At 39.0% G+C, this 20,591-nt stretch carries 18 protein-coding genes; 12 read left to right on the plus strand and 6 right to left on the minus strand.

The window, feature by feature from the left end:
* Positions 1-179 precede the first annotated feature (179 nt).
* Both ACIQXP_RS05240 and ACIQXP_RS05245 read left to right on the plus strand, forming a co-directional pair.
* A complete protein-coding gene (locus ACIQXP_RS05240; protein WP_387504728.1) occupies positions 180-485 on the plus strand; it encodes a hypothetical protein in 306 nt (101 codons plus the stop codon).
* 560 nt (positions 486-1,045) lie between these two features.
* The gene (locus ACIQXP_RS05245) at positions 1,046-1,819 is read left to right on the plus strand and encodes a tyrosine-type recombinase/integrase (RefSeq protein ID WP_387504729.1); all 774 of its coding nucleotides are present in this window, start codon (positions 1,046-1,048) and stop codon (positions 1,817-1,819) included.
* Here ACIQXP_RS05245 and ACIQXP_RS05250 read toward each other — a convergent pair.
* Together ACIQXP_RS05250 and ACIQXP_RS05255 are read right to left on the minus strand one after the other, a co-directional pair.
* Positions 1,807-3,924, minus strand: coding sequence for a CHAT domain-containing protein (locus ACIQXP_RS05250; protein WP_387504730.1), 2,118 nt, complete (start codon positions 3,922-3,924; stop codon positions 1,807-1,809). The genes ACIQXP_RS05245 and ACIQXP_RS05250 overlap by 13 nt on opposite strands.
* Before the next feature lie 3 nt (positions 3,925-3,927).
* Positions 3,928-4,137 (minus strand): DUF6965 family protein, encoded by a 210-nt coding sequence (locus ACIQXP_RS05255; protein WP_387504731.1) that lies wholly within the window; start codon positions 4,135-4,137, stop codon positions 3,928-3,930.
* 844 nt (positions 4,138-4,981) lie between these two features.
* On the opposite strand from ACIQXP_RS05255, the gene ACIQXP_RS05260 reads away from it, so the two are divergent.
* A complete protein-coding gene (locus tag ACIQXP_RS05260; protein WP_387504732.1) occupies positions 4,982-5,620 on the plus strand; it encodes a hypothetical protein in 639 nt (212 codons plus the stop codon).
* 53 nt (positions 5,621-5,673) lie between these two features.
* Positions 5,674-6,726: a helix-turn-helix domain-containing protein gene (locus ACIQXP_RS05265; RefSeq protein ID WP_400453221.1), complete on the plus strand. Its 1,053-nt coding sequence runs from the start codon at positions 5,674-5,676 to the stop codon at positions 6,724-6,726.
* 88 nt (positions 6,727-6,814) lie between these two features.
* On the opposite strand, the gene ACIQXP_RS05270 is transcribed toward ACIQXP_RS05265, so the two are convergent.
* Together ACIQXP_RS05270 and ACIQXP_RS05275 are read right to left on the minus strand one after the other, a co-directional pair.
* Positions 6,815-8,005, minus strand: a complete 1,191-nt coding sequence (locus ACIQXP_RS05270; protein WP_387504734.1) for a DUF5623 domain-containing protein — start codon at positions 8,003-8,005, stop codon at positions 6,815-6,817.
* Positions 8,006-8,203: 198 nt separating this feature from the next.
* The gene (locus ACIQXP_RS05275; protein ID WP_387504735.1) at positions 8,204-9,892 is read right to left on the minus strand and encodes an RNA-directed DNA polymerase; all 1,689 of its coding nucleotides are present in this window, start codon (positions 9,890-9,892) and stop codon (positions 8,204-8,206) included.
* Positions 9,893-10,302: 410 nt separating this feature from the next.
* Here ACIQXP_RS05275 and ACIQXP_RS05280 point away from each other — a divergent pair, with 410 nt between their 5' ends.
* The 4 genes from ACIQXP_RS05280 to mobC all read left to right on the plus strand — a co-directional run bounded on the left by ACIQXP_RS05280 (position 10,303) and on the right by mobC (position 15,102).
* Complete coding sequence (locus ACIQXP_RS05280) at positions 10,303-10,905, plus strand: hypothetical protein (protein ID WP_387504736.1); 603 nt, start codon at positions 10,303-10,305, stop codon at positions 10,903-10,905.
* Positions 10,906-11,364: 459 nt separating this feature from the next.
* A complete protein-coding gene (locus tag ACIQXP_RS05285; protein WP_387504738.1) occupies positions 11,365-11,775 on the plus strand; it encodes a mobilization protein in 411 nt (136 codons plus the stop codon).
* Positions 11,757-13,034 carry a relaxase/mobilization nuclease domain-containing protein gene (locus ACIQXP_RS05290; RefSeq protein ID WP_387504739.1) on the plus strand — a complete coding sequence of 426 codons (1,278 nt, stop codon included), beginning with the start codon at positions 11,757-11,759 and terminating at the stop codon, positions 13,032-13,034. Before ACIQXP_RS05285 ends, ACIQXP_RS05290 begins: the two co-directional genes overlap by 19 nt.
* Positions 13,035-13,038: 4 nt before the next feature.
* Positions 13,039-15,102, plus strand: a complete 2,064-nt coding sequence (gene mobC, locus ACIQXP_RS05295) for a conjugal transfer protein MobC (protein WP_387504740.1) — start codon at positions 13,039-13,041, stop codon at positions 15,100-15,102.
* Between the two features lie 217 nt (positions 15,103-15,319).
* Here mobC and ACIQXP_RS05300 read toward each other — a convergent pair whose 3' ends face one another.
* Both ACIQXP_RS05300 and ACIQXP_RS05305 read right to left on the minus strand, forming a co-directional pair.
* Positions 15,320-16,387: a sensor histidine kinase gene (locus tag ACIQXP_RS05300; RefSeq protein ID WP_387504741.1), complete on the minus strand. Its 1,068-nt coding sequence runs from the start codon at positions 16,385-16,387 to the stop codon at positions 15,320-15,322.
* Positions 16,388-16,579: 192 nt separating this feature from the next.
* Complete coding sequence (locus ACIQXP_RS05305) at positions 16,580-17,314, minus strand: LytR/AlgR family response regulator transcription factor (protein ID WP_387504742.1); 735 nt, start codon at positions 17,312-17,314, stop codon at positions 16,580-16,582.
* A 387-nt stretch (positions 17,315-17,701) separates the two neighbouring features.
* Here ACIQXP_RS05305 and ACIQXP_RS05310 point away from each other — a divergent pair, with 387 nt between their 5' ends.
* From ACIQXP_RS05310 to ACIQXP_RS05325, 4 genes are all read left to right on the plus strand, one after another.
* On the plus strand, positions 17,702-18,202 hold the full coding sequence (locus ACIQXP_RS05310; RefSeq protein ID WP_387504743.1) for a Crp/Fnr family transcriptional regulator: 501 nt from the start codon (positions 17,702-17,704) through the stop codon (positions 18,200-18,202).
* Between the two features lie 229 nt (positions 18,203-18,431).
* Positions 18,432-19,745, plus strand: a complete 1,314-nt coding sequence (locus tag ACIQXP_RS05315) for a protein kinase domain-containing protein (protein WP_387504744.1) — start codon at positions 18,432-18,434, stop codon at positions 19,743-19,745.
* The gene (locus ACIQXP_RS05320; RefSeq protein WP_387504745.1) at positions 19,735-20,250 is read left to right on the plus strand and encodes a MauE/DoxX family redox-associated membrane protein; all 516 of its coding nucleotides are present in this window, start codon (positions 19,735-19,737) and stop codon (positions 20,248-20,250) included. Before ACIQXP_RS05315 ends, ACIQXP_RS05320 begins: the two co-directional genes overlap by 11 nt.
* 54 nt (positions 20,251-20,304) lie before the next feature.
* On the plus strand, positions 20,305-20,589 hold the full coding sequence (locus ACIQXP_RS05325; protein WP_387504746.1) for a hypothetical protein: 285 nt from the start codon (positions 20,305-20,307) through the stop codon (positions 20,587-20,589).
* The last annotated feature ends 2 nt before the right edge of the window (positions 20,590-20,591 follow it).

Here is a 20,591-nt window from a genome sequence, read left to right on the forward strand (position 1 = left end):
TAATCAAATATAGTAAATTATCATCGATTACTAAATAAATTAGCAATTATTTTTGATTAAGTTCTAGAGTCGTTCTAAGAAAAGCATTGACAGGTAGGAATATAATTTTGATTTCGAAAGCTTTAGCTTAACAAGATGTTTTAAGATATAATATTATATTTGTTTTCAATCTAAGTTATATGGAAGTTCTCATTACCTACGATATCTCAAATCAACATCCAGAAGTCAAAGCTGCTATGCTAAAAAAAGGTTTTCACGACTATTGGGTTTCGGACAAAAAAACGTACAATCTACCTAATACCTCACTGTGGAAAAAGGGCAATGGTATTAATGTTACAACTGTGCTGAACGAGTTTAATCAGGCTATTAATAAACTTAATTCGGCCACTCCTTTAACAAAAAATAAAATCAAAATAGAAAGGTGTATTGTTGTTGAATGTACTGTATGGGCTGGAATACAAGGGGAAAAGCATTCCACTGATTAAATTCCTTGACATTGATATTATTTATCGAAAACGCCTGAATTATTTTTACTCAAAGTATTTTGAATTATTTCGAAGTTGCGTAATCAAAATAATTAGTTGAAATCATCTGCTAATCAATAAATATGCGGCATAAAAATTACTGTTCTATTAACCATTCCGGCAATACTCGGACAAAAGGACAATAATTATATATGTTAGTATAGAATTTATTCTTGTTAACTTATCGAGTTACACTATGATATTAGAAGATTTTGATTTTTTAAATTAAAATCTTTCTTTAATCATGGAGGGGGAACCGATATTGTTTTTTGGAGTACTAGAAAGTTTAAGCCACTGTAACAAAACACAATTTAAATTTCCATAATTATGGTCATCTTCCTAATGGTGCAAAACGAAGTTTATTTAGCAACTTAAACGAAGTTTGATAATAATTAATAGTATTTGAAAAACAAAGACTTACAGAGGTAAATCGAAGGATTCGACAATAACAGCGTTCAATCGTTTTTAATGTCGAAGGGGGAACCAAAGGGGAACCGCTCGAGCAAGTAGGAGTATCCTAAATGACCGACGAACGTTTTAACTTTATCAAAACTACAATTAATACGCTTCCAATACCTTCAAAAGGAAAAAGGATTTATTATAGAGATGGACAAGTAAAAGGGCTTGCCCTAGTTGTCCTTTCTAGTGGAACAAAATCCTTTTATCTAACCAAAAAAATTGAGGGAAAAACAGAAAAAATATATCTGGGACAATTTCCCGATTTGAGCGTCGAAAACGCCCGTAATCAACCAAGAATCAAACTTGGTAAAATTGCAATTGGTATCAACCCGAATAAAGAAACGGGTATAATCCGCAATGAAATGACCTTCGGTGAATTATTCGACCAGTACCTTAGCAGATATAGTAAAGTCCATAAAAAGACATGGAAACAAGATGAGGTTGAGGTGCCAAGATTCTTAGGTCATTTATTTTTGAACAAACTATCTCATATCAAACGGGAAGAAATTCAAAAAATCCATGAAACTATTTATTTAAACAATGGCCTTTACCAGGCTAATCGAATCCTTATTCGTACCAGGGCAATCTACAACAAAGCGATTGAATGGGGCTGGCAAGGAATGAATCCTACTGCGAGGCTAAAAAAATATAAAGAGAAAAGCAGGGAACGTTTTGTCCAGCCTTACGAACTGCCTCATCTTCTACGTGCGATGAGTGAAGAAAATAATAAAACGGCCTCTGATGTACCGGGTCTTGAGGTCGTGGTGGATATCAAATCCGTTGCCCACAATATATTAATGATTTATTGTTCTATGTTTTTAAGTTACTCAAAATAATTGAGTGATCCCCAGTAGTAAAAATTCTGAAAATCCAACCCGCTATTGTGTAGGCGCTCAAGCGCCTCCATATCTGGCCATAAAGCTTCCAAAAAGGAAATCACTTTTTCTCGGCCTTGCGAAAGTAGTAGCAGCGAATTTGCATGTGCCTTGGCAAATGGGAGCTGTTGGCTAAGGCTATGGGCGATCAGTAGTCCGTATGCCATTGCGGCGAGGTCGGCCACGGGCCAGCAATGGGCGATGAGCGACTGATGGCTATTGACTAGCGATGGGCCGATCCCCCTAGCAAAAAAGTTGTTATTCATTGTAATTGTCGACCCATCGCACACATCAAGCAATAGCAGCCGCCTTTCTGCCTTTTCATGCCGATAGTTCAATTCTGCCGCTTTGATATGGATTCCGTTGCCAAGGTCTAAATAAGAGTTATGGGGTGTATAGTGGTCGTACTGTCCATGGGAGATAATCCAGAAAACGTCAAAGTCTGGATTGTGGTAATGATCCAAGAAATTTACTTTTGTTGACCCCGCAGCGACCATTATCTCAACCAAAATACCTGCGGACGCGAAAACGGCGCTTAGCCCCGCCTGTTCCTGCTCGGCCAATTGGGTTTCTCCCTGCCAAATACAAACCTTTATGATTTGTCGTTGTGGCAATGGCTGCTGATGGCTGTGGATGACAGGCAAGGTGATGCCGAGCTGCTTGGTAATCATAGACTGTATGGGCAGCATCGTGCCGTAAAGACAATTGAAGCCCGCCAAGTTTTCGAACCCGGGTTTTTCGAGGAGTTTTTGCAAGCCAAGCATCTGGGAAAGGGCTTGGTAGTAGGCTTGCGACTTATTGGGGTTTGGTTGTCCTATCTCTCGCTGGGGCATCTCCGGCTCGAAATCTAGCACATCGTTTAACTGATGGGATCCTCCAAGAAATTCGTTTTCCAGTCGGATGATATCTTTTATACTATCGTTATCGCGCTCATTGTAAAGCACAGTTCCCTCGAATGCATATAATACACAGTGGTTATCGTTTGGGATGATATATAGGTTGTTGCCTGTAATCTGCTGTTCTTGCGAAAGACTATAGAACGTACCGATGAGCTGGTTCACCATATCCACTTTTCCGGCGTGGAGCAATGCGTGGAAAGTTCTATAGAAGAGTGTGAACATCCGGTTGAGATAGTAGGAGTCGAGATCCTCGGCAGGGGTAGCGTGCCTGAAGTTTTTGATGGCCGCAATGATATCGTCAAATTCCCTGCTGATTTTCCCAATGTCCCGACCTGTGACATTAATCTTTATCTGGAGCAATTCCTGAGGGTTGAGCAATCCTTCATAACTCAGCGCCTGGATGCACCATTCAGCCTTTGTTCTGGTCGTTCCATTAAAGTCAGCAAAGGCAAAGTGCAGGGCGATTATTTTCTTGATTGTTTGATCGGCTGAATTTTGGTATAACGTTGCAAGGAAAGTACTACATTGTTCCAGCGCCTGTTGCTTTTTGTAGGTTGTGCACCAGACACATATCTGGCAAAGAGCATTGACCCCAAGCGTATCGGGCTGAAATTCCATTATTTTAAGAAATATCCCTAGGCAATGATCGATGAAAATACCGGCGAGAGGTTTATGTCCACCTGTGTACGAGGAATAGTAGAAAAGGTCCTGGCACCATCGCTTTAACGTTCGCAGCAGGTTGTTCTGGATGTAGGGGTTTTCCGTCGCGGTAAATTCTGTTAACCTAACAGGGTCGAATGTACATTGGCCATCTTCAGCTATGCTATCAGAAAGCCCATTGCATATCCAGTCGAAACAATAGCCGTTCATTCTTCGGTCACTGAAATATTGGAGCACATCCACGGAGGCATGGAACTGTAGGTAATTGATAAGTACGCGCTTTCCAGGCTCATTTTTCCTAAGCTCGATAATGTCAGCAAGCATGGCCTTGCCAAAGCCTATTATTCGTTCGGGGTCATCGCCCGAGTGGATGATCTCCGTTTCGTAGGTATAGATCAAAAGCTCCAAGATCGGCGTATCGAAGGAAAATGGCAGGTCCCAGAGTGGAGCTTCCTTATGGTTCGACAGTTCAAAGCATTGCCCGAAGTGCTGTTTTACGGTCGCCATAGATTAAAGGTTGGCCTCGATCAACAATTTAAAAACGACCAGTCGCTCCATAAAAGGTTCATTGATCTTGCTGTAGGGGCTGATTTCCAACGGGTAAAAATAGCTTTCCAAAAACTTGTTGACATCATTGATCTTTGTTGCAGGGTTGAGGTAAAGTGGTGCCTGGGGAAGTTCGACCGTGCTGAACCAGGTTTTGAGCTCGTGAATTGTCATAGGTCAAATATAAGGGCAAAATGCGGAGTGTTTTTATAATGGTTTCACATTTCTTATTTGAGGCAGTTTGTTAGTGGTTCGTGTGTTGCAAAGCCTTGTAATCAAGCTCAAACCTGCCATGTTGGGCGATGTACTGCTACCATTCCCAGGATGGCCAGGGTTTATTTGATAGGTTTAGAATTAAAAGCTATTGGTATCAGCATTAATCAGCAAACCTATCATTTTCATGTAAGTAAGAGCAGGGCAGAAAAATTGTTTTTATAAGGAGCGAACACCAACACTCTACGGACAGATTGGAGAAGTTACAGACAGGTTGCTCAAGATAGCAGATAAACTCACGGAAAAGTACTTGTAAAAATCTTAAGCGGAAAAAATATGAGGGGAATTTTGGTCTACAATGAGCAAAAGGTAGAGAAGGGACAGGCGAGTGTATTTATAACCAGTAACTTTGGGGGCGAAGTGGAGCGAATGAGTATTGCACCATAGAACCATTGTTTTGTAAAACGCATCATGCTGAACCCATAGTTCAAAACGCATGCCTTACACTTTATGCTAATTTTCATCCCACGGATAAGGCGGATGCCGATAAATTGCACCATTGTTTAAGAGGGCATGAAGCAGATAACTGGAAAAATGAGAATTAGTTTCAGTCTAGTTGATTTAATAAATAATTCTTTGATAAATATTAGATAATTTATGTCTAGTTACGTTTAAGATAATAACTAATGCAATTTATCAATAAAAAATATTTACAACTTTTATATTAAAAATATTTATTAGCTTTGTTAAAGAAAGCCGGAGTTGGCAGACCCCGGCTAACATTTGTTGAATTAAAAATTTTTATATGGCCGCAAACATACTAAGAGACCAGGAATTTTCCAATGAGCATCGTATTAATTTACGTGCGATTGAAGAAGGGCAGTTTGAAAACGAACATCGCCCTTTACTTGATGACTTCGTCAGCATTATTGACGATAGCAAACAAATTATGCTTGATGATTTGAAAGGAAGGCACCCGAGTTCAATTACACATCTTTCCAAACCTATTCGGGTAAACGAAAATGTACGTGGGGCCCTGTTTTTGACTTTTCCCAATCACATGCATGTTGTTAATACCAATACGTTTGCCTACATCAATGATGGCTATGCTTTTGTTTTTAAGAAGTTGACGAAAAAGGGTAAGCCATCAGGCATTCTGACCTCGACTCTTAAGAAGCAGCTTGCTCAGGGTGTATTCGATTTCCCCGGATTTAAGGTTAAGAAGAAAGTTTATATCGGCTATGTGGTTCAAAATAGCTGGGAGGAGGTTTCTGATATTTACGCGGTTACCATCGAAGACTTTGCCATTGACTGGAAAATTGATCTGAGAATAAACTATAAAGGTGGAGCTGGAAGGGTTGCGGACCTTTTCAGTCCGGATCCAATATTACCGGATAACGATGAGCTTGTTGTGAAAATCAAAAACCCTAAAAAACCAGCTTAATATACGTCAAAAATACAAAAACCTATTGAATGTCAAAAGAACTCAATTTTAGGATGTTAGCTCTGGCTCGTGAGGCCAAAGGGTTAACACAGGAAGAGTTAGTTAAAAAAGTACCAAACCTCTCACAGGGTAATTATTCCAGAATGGAAAAAGGATTGCTTCCTCTTCCGCTGGAAACATTGTCGCACATTGCATCGTTGCTTGATTTTCCTGAAACCTTCTTTTATAAGGAAAGTACACATGTAAACAGCGTCGAATATTTTTATAGAAAAAGGGTTTCGACTGCCAAAAAAGACCTGTATAAGTTAGAAGCAAATTTTGATTTATTAAGATTATGGTTTGAGGACCTTTTGGATATGGTTGAGGTGGGAGACTTTGCTTTTCCCGAATTAAAGGTAGAAGGTAATAATACGCCTGAGGCAATTGCCAGAAAAGTTCGGTTAGCTGTAAACATTACTGCCGGCCCAATTGTCAATTTGGTCCGAACGTTAGAAAAAAATGGGATCATTATCCATTTTCTTGATGATGCCCCTGAAAAATTCGATGGTACAACAATTATCTGTAAGTCGGGTCAGAAAATAATTGTGGTTAATGAGATCATTCCGAATGACAGAAAACGTTTTACAATTGCCCATGAGTTAGCGCATTGTATCATGCATGTTCCATTTTCATCGGAACTTGATCCTTATGCAGATGTCGAGGTAGAAGCAAACCGCTTCGCTTCGGAATTTTTAATGCCTGAAGCGCAAATTAAACGAGATTTGGTTGGATTAAAGTATCGAGATCTTTCTGATCTTAAAAATTACTGGAGGGTTTCCAAGGCAGCGTTGATTAGACGAGCACATACACTTGGTCTAATAAACCAATCCAGATATACGACTTTAATGATAGAAATTAGTCGTGCTGGTGAGCGAAAGGTGGAGAGTCATGATGTTGATTTAGATCCGCCCAGAATCCTGGAACTGGTTCAGAAAGCGCTTTTAGAACAATTGGATTATACGTTCGATTCCCTTTCCCAACTTTTAGGGATGTCGAAAAAGTATTATGATAGCTTCTTTCACGGTGCTGTAAAGCCTAAAGCAGCTAAACTGCGAATCTCTTTGTAGTATTCATAGCAGCGTACTGAGGCATTTAATTTTGAGCCTTTTAGAAAAAATAAGCCGGAATAAATTTTCCGGCTTAAAATACTCATAATCAAGGATAGATTTTCGTTTTGTCCTTGAACTTTAAATTTCTCGCATTACCTGTCTGAACTGAGTCTGCTAAGGCTAAAACTAATTTGGATTTTTGGTGTCCAACATTCCAATGATTTAAAATATTTCGACATTTCACTAAGGTGTTTTTGTCGCCATTCCAGGGAGCATTTCCGTCGCCAAAATAAAATTCCGGCTCGCCGATGTAATTGATGTGGGTATCTGGATCAATCGTATTTATCTTTCTTTTTGTGTCCCTGGTCCAGATTGGCAAATAATCCCGATTGAATAATACTTCCATGCCATTTTCACAGGTCCATTTTCCATACGGGAGTAATAGCCTCATTGGCTGGAAATTCTTAGCCTCCGATTGGTTTTTCGAAACGGTTATATCCTCTCTCGACATGGCAGTTGGACCCGCATCTTCATAACACCGGATTAGGTTGTTTATCGTATCATGTGATAAAACAATTGCCGGATTTTTATGATGCTTTTTTAGATAAATCAATGTACCTGCCGGAATTTTTCCCTTAATTTCTTTTAATCCTTTGACTTGTTTATTCGATGGCCAATTACCGATGGCTTTAACAACTACGTCCAACTTCTTATTGATGTTCTGTATCGGCAAGCATTCATGATAAGCGCTTTTGAGGTTTGCTCTGGCACGCTTCACCAATTGCTGTAATTCCATTTTCCGTTTTTCTGTTGGCCAAGGATCCGATGGGAAATCTGTATCTCCGTAATACATAGTGAAAAACAACTCATCACTTAATTCTTTTCTGTCCGTGTATTCAAGCTGGATCCAATCATCTAATGTAGATTTAACAGAAGAAAGTGCAGTCTTTGCCTTTTTATTAAATTCTGATGCACTATGCAGTTCTTTGAGTACAGCACCCAATTTTTGATGCATGTCGATGGACGCTTTAGCATTCGGTCGCTTTCCGTTCGGAGTTCCAAACATACTGTAAGAAATTACTAACGGGTTTGGAAGAACAGCCAATTCTTGAGGAATTAACCTTTTTCGCTTTTCAGGTCTTTCTGTGTTGTTGATTAAGTTTTTGAAATTGGTGTATCCAAATTCCTTTGCGGCTATTTCTAATGCCTGGTGATGAGGAATTCCCATCTCTTTTTTGATTTTTGTGGCTCTGCGCTTGATAACATCAGCGTTGCCTCCATTTATTTTTTGAGTCATCGTTGCTCCAAACTCCCGAAGAAAAACGTCACTTGCCTACCGTTCTCCGTAACGAGAAATTGGGTTACGAATCAGTTTGATAAGGCGGTGCCGGTACGGCTTAGCTATGGCAAGTGGCAAGCTTCCGCTAAAAGCTTTAACCAAATATGAAGAAATTTATTTGATAATCAAATAAATAATAAGAACAATTTGAATGTTTTAGCCAAAGATTTCTTTAAACCATTCATCATCTAAATCTGATTGGGTAGGTGTTGATGCTACTCGTTTAGGTCTGTTCCGATGAGGCGGGGTTTCCTTTTCTTCCTCCTCATCATCTTCATAACCTGAAACGGATGAATCACTGGTACTCACTTTCACCCGAGATATATCGAGCTTTTTCTTTGGATTATAAAACCGGACTTTTTCTGTTTTTAGCTGATTGAAAAAAGGATCTGTGCTAATATAATCATCTGCTGTCCGTAACCATCCTTTAACTTTTGCTTCATAGGCCAAAAGCCAAGATTCGGTGTAAAGATTTTCTGCCGTGAGCATGCTTCTCCAGATTTTTGTATTCAGTCCAGCAGGAATGCAGCCACTTCTTTTCAGGTCAAGACTGACTAATGCAATGATGGAATTTCTATTTTCAGAAACTTGGTTTGCAGTATTTTTTGTAAGTTTTAACTTTAAATTTTTAATGGTCCAGAGCCCCCACGCGATTTCGTAATCGTTATTATGTAAACAATGAAACAATATAAATTCATTTAATGCAGCACTAAGGAGTGTTTTATTGAGTGGATGGCGACTTTTGTCATAGCTGGTTAAGATTTCTGAAAGTTGTGAAATGATCTTTGGTTCCTGAATTAGTGCATTTACTAACAACGAAACTAAAACCCGGGTATTGACTCTCTTGAATATCGTGGGTCTGATCTTTGAAATCGCATAGGATAGTACCGCATCTTCCGGATTTTTTTTAGCATACATAAATGCTACATCAAAAAATGCAATCAGTTCTTTCCTTTGTTTAGTTGCATCGTTGGAAAAGCGTATGCCTTTAAGTTCTCTGTACCAATTGCTTTCAATAATTTCCGGTATTTCAATTACGGCTTCCTTGTTTGGATTGAGCTCGAGCTCGTATTCGTGCAAGGTTTTATGTATGATACTTCTTGCGATCTCAACCTCAGCTATGGTCTTAAAATACAGATAGTAATCATCAATAATTCTTATGCCTTGTAAACCAGGAATCGATTTTTGAATAACTTTATCAACAGCTGCTAATATAACTTCAGAAATAATTCTGCTTGTATCTGGTCCGATTGGAAGTCCGATAGTCTGCCCATCCTGAGTATTCCTGCAATCTTGATCAAGGCCGTTGCCAAAATGAATTTTTCTACTTCTTTCAACTTTTGTTACCGCTTTGGTGTGTATTGCCCAGGGAATACTATGTGTATAAATAGAATTATAAAACCTGGTAATGTCAATCTTTAATAGATAGCGACTTCCCACTGACCTGTGTAAACGTTCATCAATAAAGTCATCAAATTTAAATTTTTTGATTGCTCTTGGTCCCCCTGGATTTAAGCGAGATATTGAAATTTTAGATTTCTCTGCATGCGCTTGAATGTCATCCCAGTTTTCTGCAATTGTCTTCGCAAGCTGAATGTATTGCAGTGGATTTGGAATGCTCAAATTTCGTCGGTAGCCTTTTGCTTTTGGAATTGAAAAGGGCAGTAATTTGCTGACGGGTCGCTTCTTAATGTATTTTGCAAGTAATGGGATGATCTTTGGTAAGGCGTCTGCGAGTTCTTCTGTTGAAAAAACCGGCAGTAATTCTTCAGGGAAATACCCAGATTTCACCAAATCTTTTATGGTCATAGAGCGTTTTAGATTATTTTGAGATTGTTTTTTCAATAATAATAGTAAAAAAAACGCATTTAAAATTCAGGCTGCTTTTGTAATATTCTTACTGGTTGTTTTTATTGACTAAAAAAATCAGTTTGAGTTTACTCTACTAATATTTTTTCTGTTATAATGATAATCCAACGTCGAAGGCACTGCGTTTTTGCTTTGTGATGGATGCATATCCCTTAAATCTACTTTTGTAATTCTAGAGATAAGTATCAAAATTCAATGTCTCAACAAGTTTTTCAATTTGGGGTGACATTGGCTACCTAACAGTTCCAAGCAATCAGTTTTTTTGAATGCTAAAATATACCTGGCAACTTTTTACCCACAAGGGTATATAAACAACCTTGCCGGTTGCCCTTGACGGGTATTTGCCAGTTATGATTTCCTGCATTAAAAAACTAATTTTTATTATTATGGGAACAAACGTCAGTTTGCTCACAGAAGAAACACTAACCTACCATGTAGAGAATTACAATCTAATTGGATATGAAAAATTGTTAGTTGAAGAAATTTCAGCCGCAGTAGTTAGAGAAGATAATGCCGCAATCGAATGGTTTGCCCAGTTCGGGGATACCTTAAGAAAAATTCTCTTCAATGTCCACGCTTATCGCATGGGTTTGAGGTTTGGTTTTGACAACATTGAATTTGATGAATATGACTGGCTAAGGCGACCAACATTTCAAGATATCGAAGAATTGTTATTTGGACTGCCGGATAAAGGTAGATATGGCAACTACAGCACAATTACATTAGGGCACGGGCCGAATCAAATCTGGACTTATGGATTATCATGTTCATATGGTACTGCGGGGTCTTCTTCTGGAATTTGCGTATATGATCAAATCTTTGCCAATAGGGAGGAAGCACTTAAGGATGCAACAGCCAAACTCAAAAGGATGATGCTAACCAAGGTTGGCGATAAAGACACTATAAATTACAACCAAAAGATAATCGCTGCAACACTGAAGGACATTGACAAACTGGAAATATCCTCAGTACAGTTAACACTGTTTTAGGCTAGCTGTAATTTTCTTTATCTACGATAACATATGGATAGATCCGTGCCATCGGGTATCGTTATAAAATAACGATATTACGTTCGGGAGTACCACTTTCCCTTTTCTTAACCCATCACTTTTGCTTTTAAATTTTTGATTATGATCAGACCGAAAAAAGCACGTACCCCAAGAACAAGAACCAAGCCTGGCTATTCATTTTATTACCGGGAATTAAGACTGAACCTGCGTAAGACAATTGCCTCTATTCTCAAACCGGAAAGTGCAATTAAAAAACATGGTTTTTCAGGACCCCAAAAAAGTTGAATACCCACAAATTCGAGCGACCTACAGGAATACTTTAACCACTCGGGTGTTTTGCAAGATGTATTTTTGTATACACAAAAAAATCTTGCGCCCTTGAGGTCGGGCATTTTTCTCGGAACTCGAAAATGCTGAAGCCAATTTAAATGCAAGATTATGCCAAGGAAAAAATCCAAAAATCCAGAGCAGCTGCTGACTCATCCGATCATTATCAGGGTCAACGAAAATACCTATAAGCGGTTGGAGAAAATTCTGCTCAATAGCAATTGTCAATCGATAGGTGAGGTTGCAAGAAATATTCTGTCAAAAGAAAAAATCCTTATGTTGACCAGGGATATTACCATGAATGCACCAATGGAAGAACTTGCTTCCATACGGAAAGAACTTCGGTCAATTGGGATAAATATCAATCAGCAAACCCGGCATTTCCATACATCGGAAAATGAGGCGCAACGGTCTTTTTATTTTATGCGGACCAGCGACCTATATAAAAATGTTGGTCAAAAGGTAGACAGGTTATTGGAACTGGTAACTAAAATGTCAATGAAATGGTTGCGAGGATATTAACCGGCAAGAGTATTCGGGGACTGATTAATTACAACGAATCCAAGGTTACTTTGGGAACTGCAACACCAATCCTTGCTAGTAAATTCGGGCTGGATATTGAGCAATTGAAGCTGCGTCATAAGGTGGCAAGGTTCGAACATTTAACTAAGCTTAATAGCAGAGTAAAGACTAATGCCGTCCACATTATGCTCAACTTCGACCCGGCCGAAATCCTGCCAACAGAAAAATTGCAAATGATCGCTATTGACTACATGAATGGGATTGGATTTGATGAGCAGCCTTTTCTGGTGTACAAGCATGAGGATGCTAACCATCCGCACATTCATATTGTTACCACCAATATCAAAGCGGATTCGACCAGGATTGATCTTCACAATATTGGCAAAGTACTTTCAGAAAAGACGAGAAAGGAGCTTGAGATCAAATATAATCTCGTTAAAGCTGAGGGGCGTGGCAAAGAACAGCTAATTGCCGCAGTGAATATTGACAGGGCCCATTATGGAGAGAAACAAACCAAAAGATCAATTTATAATGTAGTCACGGCAGTCTTGAGAAGTTATAAGTTCACCTCATTTTCAGAATATAATGCAGCGCTAAAAAGCTTCAATGTAATTGCTGACCGGGGACCGGAAGATTCGGTGATGTTTCAAAAAAAAGGACTTGTCTATTCGGTTTTGGACATTAACGGCAGCCGTATCGGTATACCATTCAAGGCCAGTTCTTTTGCAGGCAATCCGGTATTGACAAAGGTTGAAAGTAAGTTCAGATTAAACCTGGAAAGAAGGAAAGAGCATGCTCAATCGTTGAAAGGGATTATTCTTGAGCAACTTACAAATGCAAGTGGGTCGACCTCAAATCAATTGGTGGATGGATTGGGGAGAAAGGGAGTTTCAATGATATACCGAAAAAATAACGAGGGTAGAATATATGGACTGACCTATGTTGACCACAATACCCGGTTCGTATTTAATGGAAGTGATCTTGGCAAACAGTTCAGTGCAAAAGCAGTCCTGGAAATATTGAAGAAACGTGAAACTCAATTATCGGAGACTACAAACCGAAATATAAAAACCCGACCTGTTCAAATTCCTGATTATTCGTTCTTGGGGGATGATCATGCTAAATCATCGGGAGATGGGCTCTTACACTTTTTATTTGAGAAACCAGTCTCAGACCCAGGCTCGCCATTGATGCACATTAGAAAGAAGAAGAAGAAAAAAGGGCATTCAAAAAATAAAGATTTATCAAATAAAATATAAAATTATGAATACTGGTGAAGATACTCAGGGGCTTAGAAGAATACTCGACTTAAGCAGAATGATCAGTGTTTTTCTACTGGCCATGCATTTTTACATCCGGTTTTTCCAGATGTTTAAAAGCTGGGAATGGCATTCTGAGATTACGGATCGGATAGTGGGCCAGCTGGCAAGACTTATAATTTTTGACGGCTGGTGGCTCGCAAAGTTTGCTGCACTCTTGTTTCTTGCGATATCATTGCTCGGGGTAAAGGGAAGGAAAGATGAAAACATATCCTATAAAAAGATCTATCACTATATGGGAGCAGGGCTATTGCTATATTTCTGCGGGATCTTTTTTTTGTATTTACATTGGTCAGATTCATTATTGATTGGACTTTATTGTTTGGTAACTATCAGTGGCTTTCTCATGATTTTGGCTGCAGGTACCTGGATTTCGAGAAGAATTAAGCAAGGTCTGGTAAAAGACATATTCAATTCAGAAAATGAAACCTTTCCCCAGGAAGAAAGGCTACTCGAAAACGAATATTCTGTAAACCTTCCCGCTAAATACAATTATAAGGGCGAGATACGGGATAGCTGGATCAATCTCATTAATCTATTCCGGGGATTGTTGGTCGCAGGAACACCAGGCGCCGGCAAATCCTATTTCGTGATCCGCCACCTCATTGATCAGCTGATGGGAAAAGGGTTCAGCATGTTTATTTATGACTTTAAGTATGATGACCTCTCCGTAATCGCGTACAATTGCCTGCTTAAATATATTGGCAGGTATAAGGTTAAGCCTAAGTTTTACGTGATAAATTTTGATGACCTCAACCGTACCCATCGGTGCAATCCACTCGATCCTGCTGCTATGACCGATATCACAGATGCTACGGAAGCGAGCAGAACCATAATGATGGGCCTGAATCGCGACTGGATTAAAAAGCAGGGAGATTTCTTCGTGGAAAGTCCCATCAATTTTCTCACAGCCATTATCTGGTACCTGAAAAAATATAAGGACGGAAAATACTGTACGCTGCCACATGTAATCGAACTAATGCAGGCGGATTACGAACAGCTTTTTAATGTGCTTCAGCAGGAAGAAGAAATAAAGGTGTTGATCAATCCTTTTATTAGTGCCTACCGGAATGAAGCAATGGCACAACTGGAGGGTCAAATCGCTTCGGCAAAAATTGGGCTGGCAAGACTTTCTTCGCCACAGCTTTATTACGTATTGAGTGGCAATGATTTCACTTTGGATGTAAACAATCCTAAAGAACCAAAGATTATTTGCGTGGGCAATAATCCGCAAAAACTCCAGGTTTATGGAGCGGTACTATCGCTTTACATATCCAGGATGATTAAACTGGTCAACCAGAAAGGTAAATTGAAAAGCGCACTGATTTTTGATGAATTCCCAACGATATTTTTCAATAATATGGATAGTCTTATCGCAACAGCCCGGAGTAATAAGGTAGCCACGGCTTTAGCCGTGCAGGACTTTAGTCAGTTAAAAAAGGATTATGGTGCGGAGCAATCTGAAGTCATCACCGGAATTGTTGGGAACATTATAGCAGGTCAGGTTACTGGTAGTACGGCCAAAACGCTGAGCGAGACTTTTGGTAAAATAATGCAGGATAGGCAGTCAAAAAGTATTAACAGTAGCGATATCTCGATTTCCCAATCCACACAATTGGATTATGCAATTCCGGCGTCTAAGATTGCCTCCCTGTCTTCTGGAGAATTTGTTGGTATGGTTGCAGACAATCCTGAAGAAAAAATCGCTTTAAAGATGTTTCACTCTGAGATTCAGAATGATCATGATGCAATTGCAAAGGAGGAAAAGCAATATAAACCGATACCAGTCGTGAAAATGGTATCTCCCGAGGAAATAATGGAGAATTATGAATGCATTAAAGCTCATATTGCAGACCTGCTCAAGGCAGAATCTACATTTCCGGATTCCAATACGGAAAATGATGTTGAAAATTCTGACAGGCGCGGTAAGGTTAGAGCAAAAAAAATCAGGGAGGATAGGGCTAATACTAAAATTAAGCGAAAGTCTAGCGGTTCGCTATCACTATAAAATCGAAATGGCTCCAGTTTTTGCGCTGCAATATCGGTAAGACCCTTAGTTTGAAAAACTGAAGTTACCGTAATGTTCAGCATGAATTGGAATTATAGTTTTCGAAAAGAGGCCAATCTTTTTAAGGATGGATGACAAATTAAGTCGGCTCAGGGGGGTAAAGTGTCGAAGAGCGGTCAGATAAAGCTGATAGTAGACTCTTAGCTTACCTTATGAATTAAATCCTTTCGTGTGTTATCTTAAGCTCAGTATGGAAAATATCTCTATCCACCTTGATCTGAAAGGAGTGGTTATCTGGATATGATTGCAATAATCTTGCTTTAATGTTTTTAATTCCGGTGTGTTCCCCCTTGGATGGTGGGGTGTTGGCAATTAGATTTGTGGATCTAAATATTAGATCATTGCTTGTTGTGCTCAGCTCAATTAGTGCAGGATTACTTTTATCCAGTAAATTACCGTGTTTGAAAATATTTTCTACTAAAGTCAAAAGCACTAAAGGAATGATAGGTGCAGATTTAAAATGGAGTTCCTTCGTAAATTCAAGATTTAAACGACTGGCACTCCTTAATAAATTTAACCGGATCATATGATCTATCTGTTCAATTTCCTGTTCAACAATTACAAATTCTTTATGATTGGTTTCCAGGGCGTAATCCATGATCTCTGAAAGACAGTCAATTGCTTCATCCGATTGCTCAGGGTTTTTCTTTGAAACGGCTTTGATGAAGTCAAGCGTGTTGAACAATAAATGGGGATTGATTTGTGCCCTCAAATAATCTTGTTGAGCGATCAGCAGCTGGTTTTCAAGTTTCTCGAGCTCAAGAGATTTTGCCATTTCTCTTTCCCTACGAGTTAAATATTCATTCAATAGATATAGGCCAGTACCAAAAGTGATGAAAAACAGCGCTCGATACAACACAACCACAACGTAATTATAGTCGAAAACAAATGGTGTTTTCTTTTGATCAAGGACTTCTTTAAGAATCAAACTCGCAACAACAGCACCGACAAGGTATAAAAGGAATTCTGCAACTACCAGACTAAAAAAAAGAAACTTTCCACCCATTCCAGATTTTTTGGAATAAGGCATGACGTATAATCCGTGAAGGTAAAACACTCCAATATTTAGCGCATAAAAAAGCAGATAATATAGCGGTGCGCTGAATCGCTGTTTCACCGCTCCCGCCACGATGACCTCAATAAAAATAAAGCTAGCCCAACAGGCAATATGGACCATTCTCGTTTTGTCAAGCCGTATAGGTTGTCCAGATAAAATATCACTCATCTCAGATAATAAAAGTGCTTAAAAAATAGCCTATAAGTAGAATTGACCATTAAATCAGTGGTTATGAAAACTCAGAAACATTTTACATTAGTAAAAAAAACAGTATTTATCTTTAAAAAAATTCGTGTGAAAAACGGATTAAGCACCGAGCCAACAACTTCTGTCACGACAACTATTACCGCTACGGATAGTTCAGTTTGTCCCACCACCGGGTAATCTATCACGAACAAATTCTTCAAACTTTTTTCTATAGCTTCTAGTAACGGTAAATTTAGTACCGTTACTCAACTGTATCTGGAAACCATCGATTTGCTTTACATGGTTGAAAGAAACAATCTCTGATCTGTTGATCCTCAAGAACTCACTCCTTTCCTTAATAGCTTCCTCCATATCTGTGATGGTATGATAACTAATGAGTCTATTGTCAGTTAAGAAAATCTGTAGGTAGTTGGACATGGCCTTGAAATACATCACTTTTTCATACTGTAGACTGAGGTATTTATGTTTTAAACCCCCTTTTATCAATACAAAACTATCGTGTTTTCTGTTGCTTGGCTCAGCTATTTTTATTGCGAGTAAGCGCTGTATTTGTTGAATGAATTTGAGCTTTTTTAGAGGTTTAAGTAAATAACCATCCACACCGACCTCAAAGCTTTCTTCCCCATAATCTCGGTGCCCAGTAATGAATATCAGGAATTCACAGTATGGCTTGAGTAACTTTGCCGCTTCAATACCATTGATATAGGGCATCCCGATATCTGAAAGAATAAGGTCAATATGCCTGTGATGATGTAAATAATTCATAGCATCGTACGCGTTATCAAAACTTTGCTCATGTATTACTCCAGGCGTTGTTGAAATAAGTTCCTCTATTTGAGTAATAGAATAGGGTTCATCGTCGATGACGATGCATTTTAGTTCCGTCATATTATCAGTTTTTACCAGCTCGAATAAGACTAAAATAAACATTGTATTTTTAATTAGCAAGAGGGACGTACTTAGAAAGTCATTCACATAACGGTATTGGCTATTCGCATAAGAAATCGGTCATTCACATAAAATTATTTTTCCACCACGTTATAATTTTGAATTTGTGAAAAGAAATAATTGTTTAATTTTTAACCAACCATTTCAACTTTCAGTTTACCAAGCCGTCGGAAGCCAGGGTATGTAGAGGGGTTTAACAGCCCCTCTTTTTTATAAGTCGGAATGCAACACCGTTATATGATCTCAGATTTACACTATCAGTCGATTATAAACAGGATAAATTCCTTTTGTGAAATATCCCTGGCTTTTTCGAATGCCCTAAGGCCGATGTTAAAAACCTACAAATTCCCAAATTCTGAATACATATTAAGAAAGGGGAGAAGGGCAAAGTTTGCCTGGTTCGTTGTTGAAGGCTATTTAAGAGAAATTACCAATAGCAATGGAGAAAGCACCATGCACACGACGTGGTTTTGGTATCCAAATGATTTCGTCTTGGCATACCCAGTTTTTTTTAATCAAAAAGAAGCGATTTCAGACATCGAAGTTCTGCCAAACACTATATTGTTGGAGATCAGCTATGAAGATTTTATAACGCTCAAAGCATTATATCCCGAAGTAAACAGGTTGGTTGAGGAGCTAAAATTTTATTATGACAAAGCCCGATTAGACCACAACGAAGATCTCTTCAATTTATCAGGTAAACAGAAATACCAGAAATTTCACAGTGCCCACCCCGCACTTTTCAATGTGGCCAAACACAAGGACATTACCTCCTTCCTTGGAATGAAAGATTTTAGTTTTCGTCGATATTACTCTCTTTTTGCCTAAGCTAACTACTTTAAAATAAGTACATTTTAAAATTAAAAGTGTACAAATGTACTCTTTGTTCTTTATTGGAATATTGAACTTTACCTTATTGTTGAGGACATGAACACAAACAGCAGCGCAACTAAAAATTGCAGACTTTTAAAGTGTATGCCCGCAGGGTGAATGCTTCACTGCACTGACATGTCCCCTTCATTATGGATGAACATACATTCAAAGGAGAACAATAGATATGATGAGGACTGTTACACAATTCAAGCAACAAAAAGAATTCGAATATATTTCGATCCTGGCTGCTTATGGCCTTAAGTGGGAAGTGGATGGTCACTACCTGATCCATCGGAGTGAAGATCAGAAAGAAACTAGCCGCGTTTACATTTCCGTTGTATGTAGTCAAATCTCAAAAATGTTGAGTTTGATAGGTCCTGAATTGGTAAAAAACGATATTGGTTTTGCCGTGGTGAAAAATGCTGATTCTGCCAAGGCAATCCTAAATGGTACTTATGGCCCGGAGCATGTGGGGAAAGTGATGATTCTCTTTTTGCCCGTCCATAAAGACCACTTATCGGAGCGAATATCGGAACTCCTATCAGTCTTTAGTGGACCTGTGGTTCCGGGCAGGCTTAGGTTAGGGAATTGTCTGTATGGTAATCCCAATCCTGTCGCAAATATTAGCCAAAGGCCTAAAGTGCAGGTACTGAATGGAAAATACATAGCGCTGATTGTGCTTAAATCCGTTCCAAAGGGGGATGTGATTCGCGCGATTTATCTCAATCGTTTTATGTTTCCCGTTTGGTGCATAATAAAAGAAGCCAAATATAAGATGATCTCTGATGATGCCGGCCTCGATATGGGGGACAGGCTGAAATGGCAATATAGAATCCATGAGGAGTTATCTTCAGTGGTAAACATGCCAAAAGTGATTGACTTATTTAATCAGGACCAAAACACTTATTTGGTAACGCAGCATATTAAGGGCATCACATTAAGAAAAGCGATTGATCGAACCTATCGAGGTAAAATGTGGTTTGAACTGCCGTGTAAAAAGCGATCATACCTTTTGGAGATATTGCTGGACATTTGTGGAATGGTGGGGCAGGTTCATGATTACGGATATCTTCACAGGGATCTGAGCACAGCAAATTTTATGATCACCAAAAGGAGAAAAATATTTTTGCTGGACTGGGAGCTCGCCTATGATCAAAGGTCAGAAAACCCGCTGCCTCCATTCGGTTTTGGGACGCCTGGTTTTACATTTCCCGAGCAAGGAAAGGGTGTCAAACCACAGGTAAAAGAAGATATTTACGGGCTTACATCCTTGATGATTGCCGTATTCACTGGGCTTAGGCCGGCCGATATGGACATAGCAGATTATGACTCACTCTTTCTGATTATCAGGGAGCGAACCAGAGAATCCCTTATTGCACATTTTTTGAGAAGGGGAGTTTCAAGATTGGCTAAAGAACGTCCAGACATCGAAGAGATAAAAGCTTTCATTTCTCATATCTATCATAACAATTCGAATTCACATACCAATGGAAATTAAATCAGATTTTAAAGCCAATGTGCTCAACACTGGCAATGAAGATCAAATGCGGGCAAAGGGATATACTTACAGGGAGCTCTTTTTTGATTTGACTGCCTATCTATATATTTTGTTGTTCGTCTATACTGCGGTGAGCAAGATCATTACATACCCCTTTTTTCTGAAAATTCTCAGTGGATTGCCAATGGTAGGGGATTATTATCCACTGCTGGCCATATTCATAATCTCTGCAGAATTAATATTGGGTATTCTCCTGATTGTACCAAAGAGTAGATATTCTGGATTAAAAGGTTCGTTGGGATTGATGCTCGTATTTACGATATATCTCGCCTATCACATCTGGACTGGTACAACATTACCATGCAGCTGCGGAGGGGTTATTTCTCAAATGACATGGCTACAGCACCTGCTTTTTAATATGGGCTTTATCATGCTGGCGCTTGTAACGCTAATCATCAATACGAGAAATTTTAAAACAAAGATATCCACGCGAGGAAACAGGTAAGGCCATACCCTGTCTAAAGAAATATGGTTTTTTTTAAACATTAAAATTACTATTATGAAAAAAGTATTTTTTGGAATGCTGGTGGCTGTAACAGCTATTGGCGGAAGTGTAGCCACTTATGCTTCAACATTAATTAATCCTGGTTCAAAAACGGCACCGGCATGGTACAGATATGTATCAGGCGATCCAGAATCACCAACTTCTTACACAGCGACCGATGCTCAGCCGGCTGACTGTGGAGGTGGCGATATTACCTGTGCGGTTCTGGCTGAACCCAATTCATTGAATCCGGAACAGCCCGATCTAAGTATTGAGCATACAACCGTTTTCAAACTTTAAGA

Source organism: Pedobacter suwonensis (assembly GCF_044762335.1).
Taxonomy (GTDB): Bacteria; Bacteroidota; Bacteroidia; order Sphingobacteriales; family Sphingobacteriaceae; genus Pedobacter.